This is a genomic window from Nocardia tenerifensis NBRC 101015 (assembly GCF_000308715.1).
Lineage (GTDB): Bacteria > Actinomycetota > Actinomycetes > Mycobacteriales > Mycobacteriaceae > Nocardia > Nocardia tenerifensis.
The window spans coordinates 1-18,832 of sequence record NZ_BAGH01000160.1 but is presented as its reverse complement, the minus strand read 5'-3'; the positions used below and the strand labels follow the sequence as shown (position 1 = coordinate 18,832).

The window sequence follows — 18,832 nt, the reverse complement described above, 5'->3', positions numbered from 1 at the left end:
TCACGTCAACTCAACTCCGGTCGGCTTGATTCGGTACTGAAATGCAGCCCGCACCGGGCAAGCGGCAGCGCCAAACGCACTGCCCCGCATACCGATGCCTCTATCGTCGTTGTGTGGACGATGACGACGCGATCGTCGGCGGTGAGCCGCTGGTCGACGGTATGCATATTTCGCTGCGGTATCGACGCGACTTCCACGTCGCGGATGCGGCCCGCCTTCTCGCCGCGGCCCGCGCGGCATACCGTGAACTGCACCCGGGCAGCACGTCGAGCGCTGCGGAAGAGCGCGTCACCTGCGCTGCCGAGGCGATATTCACAATTCTGGAACATGCTGGGCTGCTTGGTGACAAGGTCGATGATCGACTTGATGCTCAGGCTGCAGAGGGCCTCGAACTCGGCGGTTGGCGAGCGCAGATCGTCCTCGATGAGCCTTGGCCCCTGCACCGCGAACCTCGTCGGGACTGCCTCCGCCCCGCCGACGTCTTCGCGTTGCGAGAGTCAGCACCGACGTCGAGCCCCGCTGATCCGAAACCGCGCCAGTAGAACACGAAGCCAAAGCCAATGTCCGGCGGTCGGCATGGAGCAGCAGTCGGCCTAGCCTCCCACCGTCACGCTCCCCCGCCGGGGAATTCCACACTGGGCCCTCGCACGAAACGCGCAGTCGTATCGGTAGGTGACGATGTGGCTGGTGCGGATGCGAATTGTGCCAGGGAAGAGGCGAGTTCGGTCGCGCCGCTCCAGGCAGTATCGATGATGATCTCGTATGTGGTGCTGTCCAGCACGTCGATCGTCACCAACACCGTGTCGTTCTCATCGGCGGCGACGATCCGGCCATCGATTATCTGGTCCAAGCCGTCGGCGAACTGTCGGAGTCCGTCCCAATCGAAGATGGATATCCCGGACTCGACCTCGACCTGGAACTCCGCCCAGGTGAGACCTGCGGGAAACCGCCCGACGCCGTCGAATTCTTCGACCTTCCAGCGCCAATTGTTCGAGGGAAACAGCATGAGGACATCACGCGGATGCACCATGGTTTGCCGATCAGGCCACATGGGGACCGTTTGGACGATCATCGCGCATCCTCACCGACAGGGACACCTGCGTTGAATCACAGGTTCTCGAACGCGAGTATGGCAGATCAGTCTGCCGAACCATATGGGCGGCGACTATGCGATTCGGGCCGTTCTGTACGTACCGGCGGCACCATTGATGCCGCCGGTACGCAGCCAAGACATGGCCCCGCCAGAAGTCGGCTCCTACAGCACCCCGTTGTCCCAGCTCTGCCCGGCCTCCTCGCGGACCACATTGTTGACGATGTTGAACATGGTCCCACCGGCCAACCAGAGGATCAGTGCGGCGCGTTGCCGCTCGTCGTAATGGCGTGACAGGGTCTGCCAGAGTTCGTCGGAGACGATGTCACCGCCGCTGTGCGCCATTTCCGTGACCGCCTCGGCCAAGGCTAGGGCGGCACACTCGGCGTCGCTGAAATACGGCGAGCTTCGCCATGCCGCCACGGTGGCGAGCTGGTCGTCGGTGATGCCTTCCTTCCTCGCCAGGTTCACCTCGGCCCACAGGCAGGCGGCGCCGCCGTTGATCTGGCTGGCGCGCATCGCGGTGATCGCCAAAGTCGCAAGGGGGACACCGGTTTCCGAGACGGCTTTCTCGAGCGCTACCGGAATGGCCCCTGCCTCCGAGAGCAGGTAGAACGGGTTGGGCATGCGCACGGTCATGGGGTTGGTTCTCCTCGCATCAGGTGGGGGCGACCCAGGTTTCGATCGCCCGGTACCTCAATGACGGAGCGCGGTAGCAGAAGGTAACAAATGATCCCATTGGCCATACCGGGCGCGGCCCTCACCGGACCCTGTGCTCCCTGGGTGAGTATGGTGTCTCGAAACTTCTTGCCGACGGCAAACTTTCGATTCGGCGCAGCCTACCCCGGGGGTCGCTCGTGCAGTCCACCATCGTAATGACCGGCGCAACGGGCGGATTCGGCCGCGTCGCCGCAGAGCGCATCCTGCGCGAATCGCCCGACACGCATCTGGTGGTCGCCGCTCGCGAGACCTCCGGCACCCGGCTGGCCGCCGAACTCAGCGCGGGCGGGTACGCGGTAACGCATGTCGCGGTCGACCTCGTCGATTTGCGCAGCGTTCGTTCGGCCGCCGCCGAGATCTGTCGGCAGATCGACAAGGGTCGCCTCCCACCGCTGTCCGGTTTCGTCGGCAACGCGGGTATCCAATACACGAACGCGCTCAACGAGAGTCCGGACGGCTTCGAGTCCACCTTCGCCGTCAACGTGCTCGCCAATCATTTGCTCATCCGGCTCCTCGAGGATCGGTTGGTCGCTCCCGCCCGGATCGTGATCACCGTCAGTGACACACATTTTGGGGACTTCAAGCACAACATGGGTATGGTGCCCGGTCCGGTCTGGCAGTCCCCGGAGGTCCTCGCCCGCACGGGCGCCTTTTCCGAACCCGACACCACGGGCGCCGGACGCACGGCCTACTCCACCAGTAAGTTGGCCGCGATCTATCTGGTCCACGAGTACGCCCGGCGCCTCCCGAACGGAGTCGAGGTCGTCGCCTTCAACCCGGGTTTCGTCCCCGGAACCGGATTGGCACGCGATGCGGATCCGTTCTCCCGGTTCGCTATGCGTCGCATCTTGCCGATGATGACTCTCACCCCGTTCGCGACCACGCAGGCCGCCGCCGGGAAGCACTTAGCCGACGTCGTATTGGGCGCGACCCGAGCACCGTCCGGCTCTTATGTCGATCGCGACCAGGTTGCCCGGTCGTCGGACGAGTCTTACGACTCGCAACGAGAAGCCGAATTGTGGGACGCCGCAGAACGATTCACTGCGGCTTAGCTGAAAACCTCCGTCGGCCAGCGCAACCCGTCCCTCGATCAGCTGATCTATACTTAGATCATGCGATCGAGAGACGGCGACTCCACCTTCACCGAGGTAGCGCGCCGCTCCCAAATCATCGACTGTGCGATCGAGGCCATCGCCGAGCTGGGCTACAACCATGCCTCGGTCCGCAAGATCGCCGACCGAGTCGGTGTCGCCATGAGCGTGGTGCTGTACCACTTCGGGAACAAGGACGATCTCGTCGCCGCGATCGTCGCAGAGTGCTACCGGTCGGTCATCGAGATCATGTCGCCCGTGGTCGCGCGGGAGACCACCGCGGCCGGGAAACTCGCGGCCCACATCCGAGCCCATATCCACTACATCGACACCCACCGCTCGCATCAGATCGCGTTGAGCGAGATCGCCGCGAACTATCGCAGCCGCACCGGGCAGCGACTGCACGAGCTGAGCCCGGACCTGGCCCCCGACCAGCTGGCCGACCTGGCGAAGCTGGAACTGGAGCCGATCTTCGACCTCGGCGTCGAGTCCGGCGAGTTCCGTTCGCTGTCAACGGTTTCCATGGCGCTGGCGGTACGCAGCGCCATCGGCGGGGCCCTGCTGAAGTCGACGACCGACCCGGACTTCGATATCCGCACCTACGGCGAGGAACTCGTCACCGCGTTTCTTCTCGCCTCGGAGAACAGATAGCGCCTACAACAATTGGGGGAAGCCATGGCCCACATAGTGATAGCGGGGTTCGGGTCGCGGGGAGATCTGTACCCGTTGACCGACTTCGGTTGCCGACTTCGCGAGTCCGGCCACGACGTCGTCATGACCGTGACACCGGACCTCGTCGACGAGATCACCGCGTGCGGGCTCGAAACCAGGCCGATCGACTTCCAACTCGACCACGAGCTCGACCCGGACAAGCCGGCCAAAGCCGCGATGGAACTGCTACTGCCCAAGGGCATGCGTCAATTGGGCGAGAAGCTGCTCGACGCGCTCGTAGACGTACCCGCCGATGTCCTGCTGCTCTCACCGTTCGCCGAATTGGCCGGCCACCCGCTCGCCGAGGCGCGCGGCATTCCCAGCCTCGGCGTTCGCCTGCAACCGATCTCGACAACCTCGGCCTATCCCCCGTCGCTCCTGGGCGCCTGGTCTGCCGGGGCGACGATCAACCGCACCGCCGGACGCTGCGCCGTCGCGTTGGTCGATCGGTTGTACGGCAAGACCATCGCCGGGTTCCGGAAGAGATTGGGCTTGCCACAGGTGCCGCAGCGCTCCCTTCGGCGAGAGCGAACGATTGCCGAATGGCCTATCCTGCATGGCTTCTCACCCAGCGTGCTGCCGCGCCCCGGCGACTGGCGGCCCGGCTTGGCGGTGACCGGCTACTGGTGGCCGCGGCGACCTGCCGGATGGAAGCCGCCGGTCGAGCTCGTGTCGTTCCTCGAATCCGGTTCCGCGCCAGTCTTTGTCGGTTTGGGCAGCCTCATGCTGTCCGAACAGGAGGCGGCGCGTGTGTCGGAAGTCGTCCGACAGGCGTTGACCATGGTGGGGGTGCGCGGAGTGGTTCAAGCGGGCGGCGCCGGACTCGATGTGCGCGACGACGCCGTGATAACCGTCGGCACCGTCCCGCACGACTGGTTGTTCGGTAAGACCGCGGCGGTGGTTCACTCCTGCGGGGCGGGGACCATGGCGGCCGGACTGCGCGCCGGTCTGCCCGCCGTCGCCGTACCGTCGCCGGGCGGCGACCAACCGTTCTGGGCGCGACGGCTGCGCGAACTGGGCGTCAGTTCGGCAACGCTGCCTCGGCCGAAACTCACCGCCGAACGGCTTGCCCGCGCGATAGATTCCGCGCTGTCCGAGCCCGGCCATCGAACGCGCGCCGAAGAACTCGCCGCACGGATCGCCGAAGAGGACGGTGCGGCAGCGGTTGTCGCGGCGGTCGAGCAGCTGATCGAGTGACGGGCGTACGAAAGGCCTGTCGCACTGGCCGATTCCGCATATCTGAGTAGCGTCGCTGGTGTGCAGAACAGCAAACTTGTGGGAGTGCAGAAGACCCTCAGTCCCGTTCTGAGGGCCAAGGCCTTGGACAACCGGCTGCCCGACCCGATCCTGGGTGACGAATACGCCGAGCAGGCGATGCGCCGGCTCGATCCGGACTATGACAAGCGCAGATTCGGCACCAGTCAGATGGGCCTCGCCGCGGTGGTGCGCGCGAAGGTCCACGACGACTGGGGCCGAAGCTTTCTGGCCGACCACCCCGATGCGGTGGTGCTGCACCTGGGCTGCGGCCTCGACGCCCGGGTGTATCGGATCGACCCGCCCGCCACCGTCGACTGGTACGACCTGGATTACCCCGCCATTATCGAACTGCGGGAACAACTTCTGCCGTCGCGCGAGCATTACACCCTGGTCGGCTCCAGCGTCACCGATCCGACCTGGTTGGATCGTATTCCCCGGGATCGGCCGGTGCTGATGATCGCCGAGGGCCTGGTGCCGTACCTGACCGAGGCCGAACTCCGGCGGCTGCTCACCAGTGTCGTGGACGCCTTCCCCACTGGGCAGATCCAGTTCGACACGGTGTCGGTCTGGGCAAGGCGCACGTCGAAATGGGATCCCACACTGCGCCGATACGACACCCGATTCCACTCTGGCTTCGACAATCCCGCTGAGCTGGCCGAGTGGCACCCGCGGCTCGAATTCGTCGACGAAGAGCCGATGAACGACTCTCCGCTGTTGATGGCAAAGGCGCCGAAGAATGTACGTCGCATGTTCCGTCTGCTGAACCTGGTGCCCGGTATGAAACGATCCACCCGCATCGTGCGGTTCCGCTTCTGAATATCCGTTCGGCAACGCTTCGGCGTGTTGCGCGACGATCCCTGCTAACGGCGCCAATTCCCCTCGTCCCCACCCATACTGAGGCCACGGAACAGAACAATGGAGATTGTCGTGGCTCATCCCGATAACGCCGACCAGAATGTGGCTGCCGTCGTCGCCGCGGCGAACCTGGCGGCGGACGCCGTCCTCGGAACGGCGGCCAACCCGATCACCCAGGCTCAGCTGGCGCAGAATACGACCGCCGACGCGCGGCAACATCTGCACATCGGGCTCGAAGCCCACTCCGATGCCTTGGACGAGCTGGATGACACCCCGGAGGTAGTGGCGGCCACCACGCGCGTGCAAACCGCACTGGAGCGGCTCGAAGCCATCGACCCTTAATTCACTACCGATCATGGCGGCCGGGCGCTTCGATAGAGCCCATGCACAACCTGCCTGACGAGCTGCGCGAACGGGTGTTGCGGCTCAAAGCCGAACTGTTGCTTGATCTTCTGCGCACCGACGCGGCGGTATGGCTGGCGTGCGACCTGCTCGTCGCCGGTGTCGACACTCCCGCGCTGCTCGAGCTGGCCGGCGAATCGCCGACCGGTCTGCTTCTGGCCGACGCGACGCCGCTGGTCCGGCAGGTTCTCACCGAACTCGAGGTCGAGCCGATCGATGAGTCGCAAGCCGCCTGGGTCGTCGCTCGCGACATCGCTCGACAGATGATCGCCGGTGAGCTGCGGCCCGAAGACGGTGCGCACTCGCTGTGGGGTTTGTGGTCGTCCTGCGACGGCGCGGCGGCGATCTCTGTCCTGCTCGAGCCGTTGGAAGCGTGGGACGAGACGCCACCGGCAGATCGGGACGACGAGGCGATCCGGGCATGGATGCGGGAGCTGGCCCATGGAGTGGTCGACGCTGCGCACCAGCGACTCGCCGCCACGGGGCTGATCAAGCCGTAACCGAGCGGCGCAAAGCGTCCGCGCGGCATGCCGAAAGGTCGGCGTTCTCGACGGTCTGTCGCCGAGTTATCGCGCCAAGATCGTGGTGAACACGTCGAGTAGCACCTGCGCCGGATCGCTCGGCGCGTCGGCCGTGCGCCAAGCGACGACCCCGTCCGGGCGGACCAGGCTCGCGCCTGACGTGCCGATCCCGTAGCGGGCAAGGAATTCGCGGTCGGTCTCGGCCGATCCGGCGCCGATCGTGTGGGTCCGCACCGCGATGCCGAGACGCGCGGCGACCTTATCGGCGGCCTCGGCCCAGAATCCACCGGCCATTCCGGACAGCAACACGAAGTTGCTTCCGAAAAGGTTTATGGTGGACAGTTTTTCGGCGTTGCGTCGAAACCATACGTGTGGTGCGCGGAATCCGGGTCGGCCCGTCGGGCGATAGGGATCCTCGGTGTCGGCGAGATCATCCTGCTCCATGATCACCGCGGACGAGCGATAGCGGAAGCCGAGGGTCAGTTCGACCGCCCGCTGCTGGTCGGAGATTTGCTCCGTGCCCTCGGCGGGCGAAGCGGGCCCCCGGTCGGCGAGCAACCGCAGCGCCTCGGCGACTACCCGATCGGCGATCGGACGTCGTTCAGCCTCATAGGTATCCAGCAGCTGCGGCCCCGCGGTCGAGTCGAGCACTGCGGCGAGTTTCCAGGCTAGATCGAAGGCGTCGCCGATGGCGGTATTGCCACCGAACCCGCCGCTGGGCGGGGTCACCTTCGCGGCGTCACCGGCCAGCAGCACCCGCCCGACCCGGAACCGATCCGCGACGGCGGCGGCCATTTCCCACGGCACCACCGCTTTGATCGCCGGTTCGAGGTTCGGTGACTCGGTGATCACCCGGATCAGTTCGGCGCACCGCGCGGTGGTGAAGTTCGTCGGCGACTGCCCCTTGGCCGGGTCGTAGGCCGTGGTGAGCAGATGCCGGCCGATGGCGTGGTCCATGGTGACGAACACGCCGGCGACCTGCTCGTTGTGCAACACATGCAGCGTCGGCCGCTGCGGGTCGACCAAATCGCCGAGGTCGGCGTCGAAGATGATGCTGATGTTGTGCCCGAGGCCGCCCGGGCCGTGCCGGTCGACGCCGAGCGCCTCGCGCACGCGACTGCGGTTGCCGTCCGCGGCGACGAGGTAGTCCGCGCGCACCCGAGTCGTCTGCGCGCCGCCGCTCTCGCGGAGCACCGCGGTCACGCCGTCGCCGTCCTGGCTGAAGGACACCAACTCTGTGCCGAAGCGCAGATCGGCTCCAAGTTTCTCGGCGCGCCGACGCAGCAGCGGCTCGAGCTTTTCCTGACCCGCCGTGCCGGTTCCGGCCGGGGACAGGATGCCGGTGTCCGCGGTGACGGCGTCGGGCAGTTCCTCACGAAAGGCCGGCCCCGGCAGGCTAGCGGCGATTCTGATCCGGAACGTGGCAGTGGTCGGCGTAGCCGTCGGCACCTCCTCTGCGATTCCGCCGTAGCCGAGAAGTTCCATCGTGCGCTGGTTCTGTCCCACAGCCCTGGGCAGCATGGAAGTATCGGCGCGCTGCTCGACCAGAAGCACGTCGATTCCGCGCTGCGCCAAGAACATTGCGCTGGACAGTCCGGCCAGACCCGCTCCGACGACCAACACCTGTTTTCCCACGCCTGTTACCTCCGCAGATCGGCCACTGTGTTCGACGTACCTTTCAGCTCAAAGTAGGGAGGATTCAGTCTGTAGTCAAGATTGACTAATCATGCTTGATTAAGTTTAGATCCCTTAGCAACCGTGCAGGGACGCGACGAGCCGAGGCATCTCCCAGCGGGTTTTGCGTGAAGTCGGCGGCAGGCTGCGGTGGGCGTCTGGCTACTGGACCGGCTCCTGCGCACGCGCAATGGCGGTTGCCATGCGATTTGCTGACTGCCGAATCGCACCCGAGCTCGGCGTACCACCGGCTCTAACTTCGACGCTCTCGGTCGCACTGAACAGACATCGATTTGCTGCGCGATCGCCTCTGGCACCGCCACCGCCCGGCTCGATGCGTGGAGCGCGGGACTTACGAGAGCAGTCACACCTGCGCGTATCCACCGTCGGCGAAGAACTCGGCACCGTTGACGTAACTCGAGGCGTCCGAGGCGAGGAACGTCGTCACAGCGGCGATCTCTTCGGGCTCAGCGAGCCGACCAAGGGGAACGGCGCCTTCGGCCTGCTCGAGCATCTCGGGCGTGACCAGCTCGAGCAGACCGGGAGTGCGCGTGCCGCCCGGGGACACGACGTTGACCCGAAAGCCGTGCGCGCGCGAGCTCAGGGCCCAACCGCGGGCGAGGCTGCGGACGGCGGCCTTCGACGCCGCGTAGACCTCGAGCCCCTGGTTGGGCCGTGTCGCGGCGGTCGAACCGGTCAGGATCACCGAGGCGTTCGCGCGCAGGAATGGCAGCGCTTGCTGCAGGGTGAAGATCGTTCCCTTGACGTTGGTGGCGAACACGGAGTCGATCAGTTCCTCCGTCACCTCACCGAACGCGGCCGCGGAGCCGATGCCGGCGTTCGCGACCAGCACGTCGATGGGTCCGACCTGGTCGTGCACGCTCCGGTAGAACGCGTCGAGCTCCGAGGGCACCGAGGCGTCGCAGACCACGCCGGTCACGCCGGGTCCGAGCTCGGCGACCGCGGCGTCGAGGGCGTCCTTGCGGCGACCGGTGATGAACACCGCGGCGCCCTCGTCGCGGAACGCGCGGGCGGTCGCGAACCCGATGCCGGTGCTGGCCCCGGTAACCACGGCGACCTTGTTTGCCAAGACGGCCATGCCGCCTCCTTCCATGTTATTGACCATGCGGTCCATAACTTTCCTCGTTCTGGACTCATTAGTCAATAATCATTCGGTGCGGCGGTGCCGACCCGCTGAGTCGCAGCTCAAAACGCCCGACGATTGGCCGCGACACCGGAGCCCAGCCAGCCGTGGTCAACAGTGAGAGCCGCAAGGCGAAGCGCGGCAGGGCGTTTCGCATCACTCGAGGCAGGACGCCGCGGTACAGGTCGCGCGGTCAGTTCTCGCTACCGCGTCGGAGTGGGCAGCACTCGCGCCAGGGCGGACCGGGCCGCAGTGGTGAGCGCGTCGATGTCCATGCCGGTACGCCCGAGCGCGATGACGCCGAGCTGGGCGACCAGGACCGCGCGGGCGGTCTCGGCGGGGTCGGCACCGGGGTCGAGGTCGCCGTCGTCCTGGGCGCGCTTTAATGCGGCGGTGAGGATGGTGATGATCGCGTCGTAAGTGCGGCGCGCTTCAGCGGCCACCTCAGGAGTGCTGGCGGCCAGCTCGGCGTTGCTGTTGGCCAGCAGGCAGCCCCGACGCGCGGTGGCTCCGGTCGGGTCTCCGGTCGAGCCGAGCACGAACTCACGAACCAGGTCGATCCCCCGCGCCGCGGACATCAGACGCTCGCGCAGCATCAGCAGGTTCGCATCGTCGTACTCGCGCAACACCCGCAGGAACATGCTGCGCTTGTCCCCGAACGCCCCGTAAAGGCTGCCTTTGCCCAGCCCGCTCACGCGCAGCAGGTCATCCATCGACGTCGCCGCGTAACCCTTGTCCCAGAACGCGTTACGGATCGCGAGGACCACGCGATCTTCGTCGAACTCACGAGGCCGGGCCATGCCCTCACAGTACTAGTTCTGGACCGTGCAGGCCATAACGGTGACAGCGACGGGACGAGGCTCGAACCATAGACCCAGGGACTATCGGGAAGCCTGACGCACTAGATGCATGTCTTGCGTCAACCCGGTGACAGGCTGCGATGCTCAGTCCGGTTATAGGAGCTGATCTCTGGAAGCACGCGGTATTGCCGATTTCCGGATATGCGGGCGCTCAGTCGTTCAGACAGCCATCGCCCTCGTAGTGAATGTGTCGGAGATTACATGCAAGCTCGTTGACTGCACGCTGTAGCGGCGTCGAGTCGCCGGGGTCCGGTGCGTAGCTGAGCCATCCCTCGTCCAAGGCATGATCGCAAACCTCATGGGCAAGTCGCTCGATCCGGCGTAGGTACGCGGACTCGTTTTCATCAGCAGGCACGCTCATTTTCTACAGCACTGTCATGCCGCGACCCGCGCGGTTCGGGCCGCGTGGACTGGCTGAACGGTGTTGTTCGCGATGGCCATCACGTCGGTCGGCGCGAGGGATCGTGTTCTGCGGGCTGGTTGTAGAAGAGCGCCTCGAGTGACTGGCGCAGTGGGCGATCCAAGGGCTTTCCGCCGGTGTCGAGGCCAGGCGCTGGATTGTGCGATTCGCGAGCGCCGTCGCCGGTTGGCCGCCAACCGACCTCGCGAACATCCGATAGTGCCGACGAGCGGGCGACCGGAGGGAAGCGCGGTGTGCGGCCAGGCGTCGGCTATCAACCGTGGGCGGCTGGAAACCCGGTCCCCTGTGGCACCCTGATCGTTGTGGGGAGTGCGCGATGCCCTTTCCGGTGCAGATGGGCGAAACGGAGTTGGTAGGTGTCGCAGCCGGGCTGTGTACCGCAGGTGGTCGGGCGGATCGCCGAGATAAGGCGTTTTCCGGTCAAATCCACCGCTGGCGAATCGCTGTCCGTGGCCGAGATCGATGGACGCGGCCTTCAGTTCGACCGTCGGTGGGCTGCGTACACCGCAGACGGTGGGATTGCCAGCGGCAAGACAACCCGAAGATTCAGGAGGGTCACCGGTCTCCTGCGGTGGCGGTCGGCCGTGGACGTGCCGTCGGGGCTCGCCTATCTGTGGGACTGCGACGACAGGCAATACGAGGTGGGTGATCCGCTGGCGGACAAGGCATTGACCGAGGCGTTCAACCAGCCTCTTGCCGTCCGCACCGAATCCGCGGTCGAACACCATGACGAAAGTGGCGTGCACATCGTGACCACTTCCTCGATCCGGCGTGTCGAACAGCTGATCGGCGCAGCGTTCGACCCGCACCGATCACGTGCGAATCTCCTCATCGAGACCGACGGTATCGCATTCCTCGAGGACAGTTGGAGCGGAGCGCTGCTCTGGATCGGCCCGAGTGTTGTTCTTCGCCTCGGTGTCGCGATGCCCCGCTGCGTCATGATCGACCAGCCACAAACCGGCGCTTACCTGACGGTGCCAGCGCTGAAACCGCTTGGCAGAGAGCACAACATGTCGCTTGGCCTCAAAGCCGAGGTGGTCCGCACCGGCACGGTCTCCGTGGGAGATGCCGTGCGCCTGGGTCAGATTCCAGGCGGGTGATGGCAACGGTGCGGGCTGCGATACGGCGCTTCGACCCGGCTCCGGCAACGGCTAGCGAGCGCCGCCGGTCAACCACTCGCGGACCTCGCTCAGCGCGGTCCCGGAACTGTCGGCGTCGATGCTCGCGGCAAGATCCGCGATGGTGACGCCCGCGAGCGCCGTCCGCCATGCGGCGTCGGCGGCGTCCATGGCCCGGTGCACCGCGCAGCGCGTGCGGCAGCTCTTCGCCGGTAGCCCGAGCGGCCCGTTCCGCCGAATCTCGGTGCAGCGGAAGGCCGATTCGGCGCCGTCCACCGCCTCCACCACCTGTGCCATGGTGATGCGCGCCGCCGGTCGAGTGAGCACATAGCCCCCGGCGGGGCCGGGCACCGAGCGCACGATGCCCGTACGTGAGAGCGCCTGAAGATGTTTGGCCAGATAAGCCGTCGGCACGCCATGCAATTCCGCTAGCCGCGCGGCCGGGACCGGCTCGGTGGCCTGACCGAGCGAAACGCAGCAGTGCATGGCCCATTCGACCCCCGTGGACATCTTCATACCGACAGCATATCTCGGATAGAAAATGTCCGAGATCATGCTATAACTTGGACATCAGTTGTCCGAGATTAAGGTTCGTCATGACTACCCTTCCGAAAGCCGCTCACCCCGCGAAAGACCGTGCGGCACTGTCGCTCGCGGCGCTGGCGCTGTTCGTCGCGGCCGCCAATCTGCGTCCCGCCATCGCCGCGGTCTCCCCGCTCGCCGACCGCATCCGTACCGATCTCGGCCTGTCCGCGACCGGGATCGCCCTGCTCACCACCATTCCCACGCTCGCGATGGGGCTGTGTGCACCGCTGGCCGCCGCGGCCGGACGGCGCTGGGGCTTGCAACACGGCGTGCTGATCGGCCTGGGAGTGGTCGGGATCGCCACCGCCGCACGCGGTTTCGGCGAGACGGCCGCACTCCAACTCAGCTGCGCGGCCGTGGTCGGAGCGGGCATCGCGATTACGCAGACACTGCTTCCGGCCGTGGTGAAGTCCCGCTTCGCCCACCGCGCCGGTCTGGTCACCGGAATCTATACCGCCGGACTGGGATTGGGCGGCGCGGTCGCCGCGGGCATCAGCGCGCCGATCGCGGACGCGCTGAATTCCTGGCCCGGCGCGCTGGCGTCGTGGAGCGTGCTCGCCCTCGCCGGAGCCACCCTGTGGGCGGCGGCGCGCCCAGCGCTGGCCCTGGATACCGCGTCCGGGCCACAAGGTCCCGCGACCACCGGCCTGCCGTGGCGCAGCGGGACCGCGTGGCTGATCACACTGCTGGCCGCCGGAAACTCCGCGCTCTACTATTGCGAATTGGCTTGGGTCGCACCGCTTCTGCACGACAGCGGCTACCCGGACTCCACCGCGGGCCTGCTGCTCACCGCGCTGATCTCGATCCAGGTCCTCGCCATGCTCGCGGTGCCCGCCCTGCTCGGCGAACGCCGCGACCAGCGGTTGGGCCTCGCCCTCACCGTCACGCTGACCGCCCTCGGATTCACCGGACTGACACTCGCTCCCGGCACGGCCACCTGGCTCTGGATCATCGCCCTCGGCATCGGCCACGGCGGCCTGTTCACCCTGGTACTGACGGTACCGGTGTCGATGAGCCGCACCGTCACCGAAGCCGGCCAATACAGCGCGATGGCGTTCTTTCTCGGATACGCGGCAGCAGCGGCGGCGCCGATCCTCGTCGGCGTCCTGCGCGACGGCACCGGCGACTTCCGCCTCGCCTTCTCGCTACTCGCCGCGGCGACCATCCTTCTGCTCATCCCGGTCGCCGGAATGGTCCGTCGCGACTGAGGCGAGGCCGTTGCGGTGTGTATTGCGAGAACACTTACCGGCACGTGCTCGTGGCCCGAACGTTGACGGCCGGCCCTCGCCGACCGCCACATAGCGTTTCCCTCCTGGCTCATGGGACCGAGACCTTAAACCTGGCGACCCTGCCAAGAATCTTCACGCACTGGATGCGCTATCATTAGAACATGCGTTCGAACAAAGCCTTTGAGGAGCAGGTCAGCGCCCTGGAGCGGGCGGTGTCCGGGCTGCGGGGGCTCGACGTTTCGCGGGCTACCGAGGACGAGTTGGTGGAGTTGCTCGAGCGGTTGGAGTCGGGGGCGCGGATGTTGGCGGGGGTTATTTCGCGGGTCGCTTTTCGGCTTCGGCAGTTGCGGGATCTGGCCTAGAGGGCCGCGGGGTCGAGGTCGAGCAGGGTGTGCAGGGCGGATTCGCCCTCGGGCGTGACGCGGATGGCGCGGCCGGTCCCGACACGGGTGATCCAGTTCAGATCGTGCAGGCGGCGGCAGAGTTGGGCGCCCGCCGCGCCGCCGAGGTGAGTGCGGCGCTCGGTCCAGTCGAGGCAGGGGCGAGCCAGCGGACGGCGAGTCGCGCGCAGGGCGGCGGGCTCGACTCCCAACGGCCCGGTCAGCCAGGCCAAACCCGCCTCGGTGAGCGCGAATCCGCCGTTCTGGTCGACCAGCGACTTGGCGGTCATGGCGTCGGTGATCGCCACGCCGACGCGGCCGGCCAGGTGGTCGTAGCAGGTGCGCCCGCGCGCCAGGGCCGCGGCGACGGTGGCCGTTCGCAGATTGGTCACGGCCGGGCGCGGCGGATCGAGGTGGGTGACCATGGACTCGAGCAGCTCGGCCACGTGCGGGCCCGCGAGTTGGACGTACCGGTGCCGACCCTGTCGCCGCTCGACCAGCAACCCGCCCTCGAGCAGGCGGTTGAGATGCTCGGTGGCGGTCGACGCGGCGACGCCCGCGTATTTGGCGAGCTCGCCCGCGGTCCACGCACGGCCGTCGACCAGGGCGAGGCACATGTCCGCGCGGGTGCGGTCGGCGAGCAAAGCGGCCAGACCTGCTAGTTCGGCTCCTCTGGATGACACGACCCCATCATGGTCGCCCATCGTTTCGGCGGCCACCGAAACATCCCGGCGCTACGGTCACCGCATGAATCTGATCACCGACCCCGATCAGGTGCGCGCCACGTTGATCAACGCGCCGGTGCCCGCCGTGCCCGCGGTGCACGCGCCGGTCGGCGTGGCTTGGCTGCGCGCCCACGTGCCTCGCTTCAGCACGGGAGCCGAGCACGAGCGACTTCGCGCATTGGTCACCGCGGAGCTCGACCGGCTCTCCCCCGCCGACCTACGCCGACGCGCACATACCGCCCGAGCGCCCTTGCCTCACGTTCGTGTACTAGCTGAAGCTCTTGGGCTACAAGGTATTTCCGTCGAAGCAGTGGCTTTGGTCGCGGCGCACTATCAGCCGCACGAACCGCAGGACCCCGCCGCTGACGAGGCCGTCGCCGAATTGGTCGCCGCCTGCGGCGGTATCGCCGACGACGCCACCGCGGCACGAATCTGCCTGCTGGTGCAGGCTTGTGCGGCGACCGGCGCGTTGGTCGCCAACGCGCGGCAGCTGAACGCGACGGGCACCGCCGAGCAGATCATCGAGCGAACAATGGACGAGAACCCGCCGCTGCGCTCGACCAGACGGGTCGTCGACGGAGAGGTGGTCGAGCTCGACATGCGCCATCCTGGCCTGGGTTTCGGCGCGGGCCCGCATGCCTGCCCGGGCCGAGCACACGCCATCGCCCTCGCCGCCGGAATCATCGAGGAGTCCGCATGAACAAGACGAAGATTTTTCACGAACTGCACCACCGGGATCGCCCGCTGGTCCTGCCGAACGCATGGGACTTCGGGTCCGCGGCGGTCCTTGCGGCCGAAGGGTTTCCGGCGATCGGGACCACCAGTCTCGGCGTCGCCGTGGCGGCGGGTCTGCCGGACGGCACCGGCGTGACCGAGGCGGCGACCATGGCGCTGGCGCGACTGCTGGCCGGCCTTCCGGTGCCGGTGACCGTCGATATCGAGGGTGGGTTCAGCGAAACCCCCTCTGCCGTCGCCGATTACGCCCAACAACTGGCCGAATCCGGCCTCGCCGGAATCAATCTGGAAGACGGCCGCGCGGGAAGCACACTGGCCGAACCGGATCACCAAGCCGAGCTGATCGGGGCGATCAAAGACCGCGCACCAGAACTGTTCGTCAACGCCAGGGTGGATACGTACTGGGTGAAGGACGACATCGAGCGCACCCTGGCGCGCGTGGAGCGGTACACGGCGGCGGGAGCCGACGGCATCTTCGTCCCCGGCCTCACCGACCCCGAGGGCATCGCGCAGCTCGTCGCCGCGACGCCGTTGCCCGTCAATATCCTCTACTCCCCGACCGGTCCGTCCATCGCGGAACTCGGCGAGTTGGGCGTGCGACGGGTCAGCACCGGTTCGCTGCTGTACCGCTCGGCGCTGGCCGTGGCCGTCGAGACCGCTCGTGCTGTCCGCGACGGAGGGTCGCTGCCCATCGTCGCGCCGCCCTACACCGAGATTCAGGCCCTGACCGACTGACCCCTGCGCGAGTGCCCGCCGCCCGCGAACGGGTTCCCGCGCACCGCCCTGCGACCCCGCTTCGTTGACTACCATCGAATTACGGCCGATGGCCGAAAGGGGTCGTTATGTTCGAGAAGTTCTCCGATCAAGCTCGCCGAATAATCGTGCTGACGCAGGAGGAGGCGCGCGAGCGCGGCCACGGGTACATCGGCGCGGAACACATGCTGCTCGCCGTCCTCCGCGCCTGCGAGATCGGTTCCGCGGCCACCACCGCACGCGCGCTGGCCGAGCTGGCCATCGACCCGGCGTCGGCGCGGGCGAGCATCGCGCTGACGCCGGGCACGGCCGAACACGGTGTGTCAAGCCACATTCCGTTCACCAAACAGGCCAGAAAGGCGCTGGAGAACAGCCTGCGTGAGGCTCGTTCGCTCGGTCACGAGCACATCGAGCCGAGCGACCTCCTGCTCTCGCTGACCGGCGTCGCCACCGACGACCCGGAATCGCCCGTCGGAACCGCCGTCACCGCACTGGGGCTCACGCAGGAGAAATTCCGGCGGGCCCTGCGCGCGGGGGCGACCTACCGCACGGGCGCCACCGTCGCCCCGCACTTCACGCCGCAGGCGCTGAAGGCGCTGGCACGCGCGAATGCCGAAGCGCGCGAAGCCGATCGCGGCCGGGTCGATACCCGGCACCTGTTGCTCGGGCTCCTCACGGAGGAGGACGAGTTCGTGCACCCCGCTCTGCAAGCCCTCGGCGTCGACGCGGAGCAACTCGCCGCCGAGGTGCGGAGTCGACCGCCCCGCGAGCAGTGACGGTTACCCGCCCGCGTGCAGACCCGCCTGCTGAGCGAAGGTCAGGTTGTCTTCGAGGTGCCAGTCCTCGACGATGCGGCCGTCGGGGCCCGCGTGCTGGATGTCGATGGCGGGGAACTCGATGGTTTGCCCTTGTCCCGCAGTGTCTTTCATGCGGCCGGTGAAGTGACCGCGGAACACCAAGCGGCGGTGAGGGTGTCGTCGGTGAGGTACAGATCGGCCAGCTCGCACGTGAGATCGGGTACCGCGACGCGGAAGCCGGCGGAGGCGGCACGGGGTCCCGCCGGCCCCTGCGGACGGCCCGAAGGAAGGGTGTTGTCGCGGAAGTCGGGTGAGAGCGCTCGGTCGAGATAGCTGGAATCCCCGGTGTGCCAGAAGGTGTAGAGCTGTTGTGCCGTGTGGACGAGTTGCGCGGACCGGGATCGGTCGGCTCCCGGCGTGAGGTGGACCGAGCCGGGGACGACCAAGCCCGCGGTGTGATCGATGAGGTCTGCGCCGGAGACTGGCGTCGACTGTGGGCCGCATGCAGCGACTAGCAATGCGGCCGTGGACAGTACGAGTCCGAAGCGGGCGGGTGATTTCATGCCAGCCGCCCGCCGCCGTCGACGTGCAGGGTGGTGCCGGTCATGAAGGGGTTCGTGAGGGCGAGCAACGCCGCCGCCGAGATGTCGGCCGGGGTGCCGACGCGCCGTGCGGGATACGTCGCGGCGACGCCGGCGAAGAAGCCATTCTCGTTCTCGCCCAAGCCATCCCACGCTCCGGAGTCGACGATGCCCGGGGACAACGCGTTCACTCGGATCGGCGCGAGTTCCACCGCGAGGGCCTCGGCGAGAAAGCTGACCGCGCCGTTGGTCGTCGCCATGACCGCGCGACCCGGGGCGGGCTGCCACGCCGCGACACCGGAGAACAGCAGCACCGCTCCGCCCTCGCGCAGCCGCGGCCCGAAGTGCTTGGCGAGCATGATCGGACCGATGACCTTTGCCTCGAAAGCTCCTATGACGGCGGGCTTTTCGAGATCTGCGACCGGACCGTTGGCGTGCGCGGCGGCGACCGACACCAGGTAATCGATCTCGCTCACTTCGTGCGCCAGTCGTGCGATCGACTCCTCGTTCGTCAGATCGACGGCCGCGGTGCTCGCACGGTCGCCCAGATCCGCGACGAGCGATGCTCGGGGGTCGCGTCCGGCCAGCACGACCGTCGCGCCCGCGTGGATGGCGTCGGCGGCGATCCGCCGTCCGATGCCGGAGCCGCCGCCGACTATGACGAGCTTCTTGCCTTTCATCGTGTGTGTCACGGATGCCTCCTCGGTAGTTGTTGGCTTTCACCGGCTTCAACCCGGAGGGGCGTAGGCACAATCCCGTCTCGCCATCGATCTTTTCTCGGATTGCGATAAGATTTACGAATGGCTACCTTGCGCGCGCTCGAATGTCTCGTCGCCGTGCTCGACTTCGGGTCGGTGACCGAGGCGGCGGCGCGCCTGCACATGTCGCAGCCCGCGCTCTCCCATCAGCTCGCCGCGCTGGAGCGGGAGATCGGCACGCCGGTGGTGCAGCGGTTGCCGCGCGGGGTGCGGGCGACGGCGGCGGGGCGGGCCATCGTGGCGGACGCGCGGGTCGCGCTGGCGGCCGCCGAACGGGTGGTGACCGTCGGGCGGGCCGTCGCGGCCGGCGCGCAGGGGCAGTTGCGCATCGCGTGCGCGGAGAGCATGACCGCGGGACTGCTCGCGCCCGTACTGCGCGGGTGGCGGCGGCGGCATCCGGACGTGCACGTCGCCTTGCACGAAAT

The 18,832-nt window shown here is 67.2% G+C and carries 22 protein-coding genes and 1 pseudogene; 14 read left to right on the top strand and 9 right to left on the bottom strand.

What is annotated here, in order from left to right; genetic code table 11:
* Positions 1-113: 113 nt before the first annotated feature.
* On the top strand, positions 114-542 hold the full coding sequence (locus ON39_RS48720; RefSeq protein WP_146251344.1) for a hypothetical protein: 429 nt from the start codon (positions 114-116) through the stop codon (positions 540-542).
* A gap of 65 nt (positions 543-607) precedes the next feature.
* Here ON39_RS48720 and ON39_RS12730 read toward each other — a convergent pair whose 3' ends face one another.
* Positions 608-1,072, bottom strand: a complete 465-nt coding sequence (locus ON39_RS12730) for a hypothetical protein (protein WP_146251345.1) — start codon at positions 1,070-1,072, stop codon at positions 608-610.
* 183 nt (positions 1,073-1,255) lie between these two features.
* Positions 1,256-1,729: a carboxymuconolactone decarboxylase family protein gene (locus ON39_RS12725; RefSeq protein ID WP_040733932.1), complete on the bottom strand. Its 474-nt coding sequence runs from the start codon at positions 1,727-1,729 to the stop codon at positions 1,256-1,258.
* A gap of 236 nt (positions 1,730-1,965) precedes the next feature.
* Between ON39_RS12725 and ON39_RS12720 the strand changes: the two genes are divergently transcribed.
* The 6 genes from ON39_RS12720 (at position 1,966) to ON39_RS45825 (ending at position 6,626) form a co-directional block, all read left to right on the top strand.
* A complete protein-coding gene (locus ON39_RS12720) occupies positions 1,966-2,862 on the top strand; it encodes an SDR family NAD(P)-dependent oxidoreductase (protein WP_040734030.1) in 897 nt (298 codons plus the stop codon).
* 60 nt (positions 2,863-2,922) lie between these two features.
* Positions 2,923-3,552 (top strand): TetR/AcrR family transcriptional regulator, encoded by a 630-nt coding sequence (locus tag ON39_RS12715; RefSeq protein WP_040733930.1) that lies wholly within the window; start codon positions 2,923-2,925, stop codon positions 3,550-3,552.
* Positions 3,553-3,576: 24 nt separating this feature from the next.
* A complete protein-coding gene (locus ON39_RS12710; RefSeq protein WP_040733927.1) occupies positions 3,577-4,809 on the top strand; it encodes a glycosyltransferase in 1,233 nt (410 codons plus the stop codon).
* A gap of 60 nt (positions 4,810-4,869) precedes the next feature.
* Positions 4,870-5,685 carry a class I SAM-dependent methyltransferase gene (locus ON39_RS12705; RefSeq protein ID WP_040733924.1) on the top strand — a complete coding sequence of 272 codons (816 nt, stop codon included), beginning with the start codon at positions 4,870-4,872 and terminating at the stop codon, positions 5,683-5,685.
* 99 nt (positions 5,686-5,784) lie between these two features.
* Positions 5,785-6,066 (top strand): hypothetical protein, encoded by a 282-nt coding sequence (locus tag ON39_RS12700; RefSeq protein ID WP_040733922.1) that lies wholly within the window; start codon positions 5,785-5,787, stop codon positions 6,064-6,066.
* Positions 6,067-6,107: 41 nt separating this feature from the next.
* Positions 6,108-6,626 (top strand): hypothetical protein, encoded by a 519-nt coding sequence (locus ON39_RS45825; RefSeq protein WP_051186551.1) that lies wholly within the window; start codon positions 6,108-6,110, stop codon positions 6,624-6,626.
* 66 nt (positions 6,627-6,692) lie between these two features.
* Here ON39_RS45825 and rdmE read toward each other — a convergent pair whose 3' ends face one another.
* The 3 genes from rdmE to ON39_RS12680 form a co-directional block, all read right to left on the bottom strand.
* Positions 6,693-8,282, bottom strand: a complete 1,590-nt coding sequence (gene rdmE / locus ON39_RS12690) for an aklavinone 12-hydroxylase RdmE (RefSeq protein ID WP_040733920.1) — start codon at positions 8,280-8,282, stop codon at positions 6,693-6,695.
* 403 nt (positions 8,283-8,685) lie between these two features.
* Positions 8,686-9,420 (bottom strand): SDR family NAD(P)-dependent oxidoreductase, encoded by a 735-nt coding sequence (locus ON39_RS12685; protein WP_040734026.1) that lies wholly within the window; start codon positions 9,418-9,420, stop codon positions 8,686-8,688.
* A gap of 248 nt (positions 9,421-9,668) precedes the next feature.
* Positions 9,669-10,265: a TetR/AcrR family transcriptional regulator gene (locus ON39_RS12680; protein WP_040733918.1), complete on the bottom strand. Its 597-nt coding sequence runs from the start codon at positions 10,263-10,265 to the stop codon at positions 9,669-9,671.
* A gap of 837 nt (positions 10,266-11,102) precedes the next feature.
* On the opposite strand from ON39_RS12680, the gene ON39_RS12675 reads away from it, so the two are divergent.
* Positions 11,103-11,846 (top strand): MOSC domain-containing protein, encoded by a 744-nt coding sequence (locus ON39_RS12675; RefSeq protein ID WP_083894403.1) that lies wholly within the window; start codon positions 11,103-11,105, stop codon positions 11,844-11,846.
* 51 nt (positions 11,847-11,897) lie between these two features.
* On the opposite strand, the gene ON39_RS12670 is transcribed toward ON39_RS12675, so the two are convergent.
* Positions 11,898-12,380: an RrF2 family transcriptional regulator gene (locus ON39_RS12670; RefSeq protein ID WP_040733914.1), complete on the bottom strand. Its 483-nt coding sequence runs from the start codon at positions 12,378-12,380 to the stop codon at positions 11,898-11,900.
* A gap of 80 nt (positions 12,381-12,460) precedes the next feature.
* On the opposite strand from ON39_RS12670, the gene ON39_RS12665 reads away from it, so the two are divergent.
* Together ON39_RS12665 and ON39_RS12660 are read left to right on the top strand one after the other, a co-directional pair.
* The gene (locus ON39_RS12665; RefSeq protein ID WP_051186550.1) at positions 12,461-13,657 is read left to right on the top strand and encodes an MFS transporter; all 1,197 of its coding nucleotides are present in this window, start codon (positions 12,461-12,463) and stop codon (positions 13,655-13,657) included.
* Between the two features lie 182 nt (positions 13,658-13,839).
* Positions 13,840-14,040, top strand: a complete 201-nt coding sequence (locus tag ON39_RS12660) for a hypothetical protein (RefSeq protein ID WP_040733912.1) — start codon at positions 13,840-13,842, stop codon at positions 14,038-14,040.
* On the opposite strand, the gene ON39_RS12655 is transcribed toward ON39_RS12660, so the two are convergent.
* Positions 14,037-14,741 carry an ArsR/SmtB family transcription factor gene (locus ON39_RS12655; RefSeq protein ID WP_040734023.1) on the bottom strand — a complete coding sequence of 235 codons (705 nt, stop codon included), beginning with the start codon at positions 14,739-14,741 and terminating at the stop codon, positions 14,037-14,039. The two genes, ON39_RS12660 and ON39_RS12655, sit on opposite strands and share 4 nt — an antisense overlap.
* A 64-nt stretch (positions 14,742-14,805) precedes the next feature.
* On the opposite strand from ON39_RS12655, the gene ON39_RS12650 reads away from it, so the two are divergent.
* The 3 genes from ON39_RS12650 to ON39_RS12640 all read left to right on the top strand — a co-directional run bounded on the left by ON39_RS12650 (position 14,806) and on the right by ON39_RS12640 (position 17,047).
* A complete protein-coding gene (locus ON39_RS12650; protein ID WP_051186548.1) occupies positions 14,806-15,483 on the top strand; it encodes a cytochrome P450 family protein in 678 nt (225 codons plus the stop codon).
* On the top strand, positions 15,480-16,253 hold the full coding sequence (locus ON39_RS12645) for an isocitrate lyase/PEP mutase family protein (protein ID WP_040733909.1): 774 nt from the start codon (positions 15,480-15,482) through the stop codon (positions 16,251-16,253). Before ON39_RS12650 ends, ON39_RS12645 begins: the two co-directional genes overlap by 4 nt.
* A 107-nt stretch (positions 16,254-16,360) precedes the next feature.
* Entirely contained in the window at positions 16,361-17,047 is a 687-nt protein-coding gene (locus tag ON39_RS12640) for a Clp protease N-terminal domain-containing protein (RefSeq protein ID WP_040733907.1), read from the top strand.
* Between the two features lie 3 nt (positions 17,048-17,050).
* Here the strand turns inward: ON39_RS12640 and ON39_RS12635 are convergent.
* Positions 17,051-17,631, bottom strand: a pseudogene (locus tag ON39_RS12635) (ester cyclase).
* The gene (locus ON39_RS12630) at positions 17,628-18,341 is read right to left on the bottom strand and encodes an SDR family oxidoreductase (protein WP_085998166.1); all 714 of its coding nucleotides are present in this window, start codon (positions 18,339-18,341) and stop codon (positions 17,628-17,630) included. Before ON39_RS12630 ends, ON39_RS12635 begins: the two are co-directional and overlap by 4 nt.
* A gap of 108 nt (positions 18,342-18,449) precedes the next feature.
* Between ON39_RS12630 and ON39_RS12625 the strand changes: the two genes are divergently transcribed.
* The coding region (locus ON39_RS12625; protein ID WP_040733903.1) for a LysR family transcriptional regulator at positions 18,450-18,832 on the top strand (383 nt) is incomplete at its 3' end.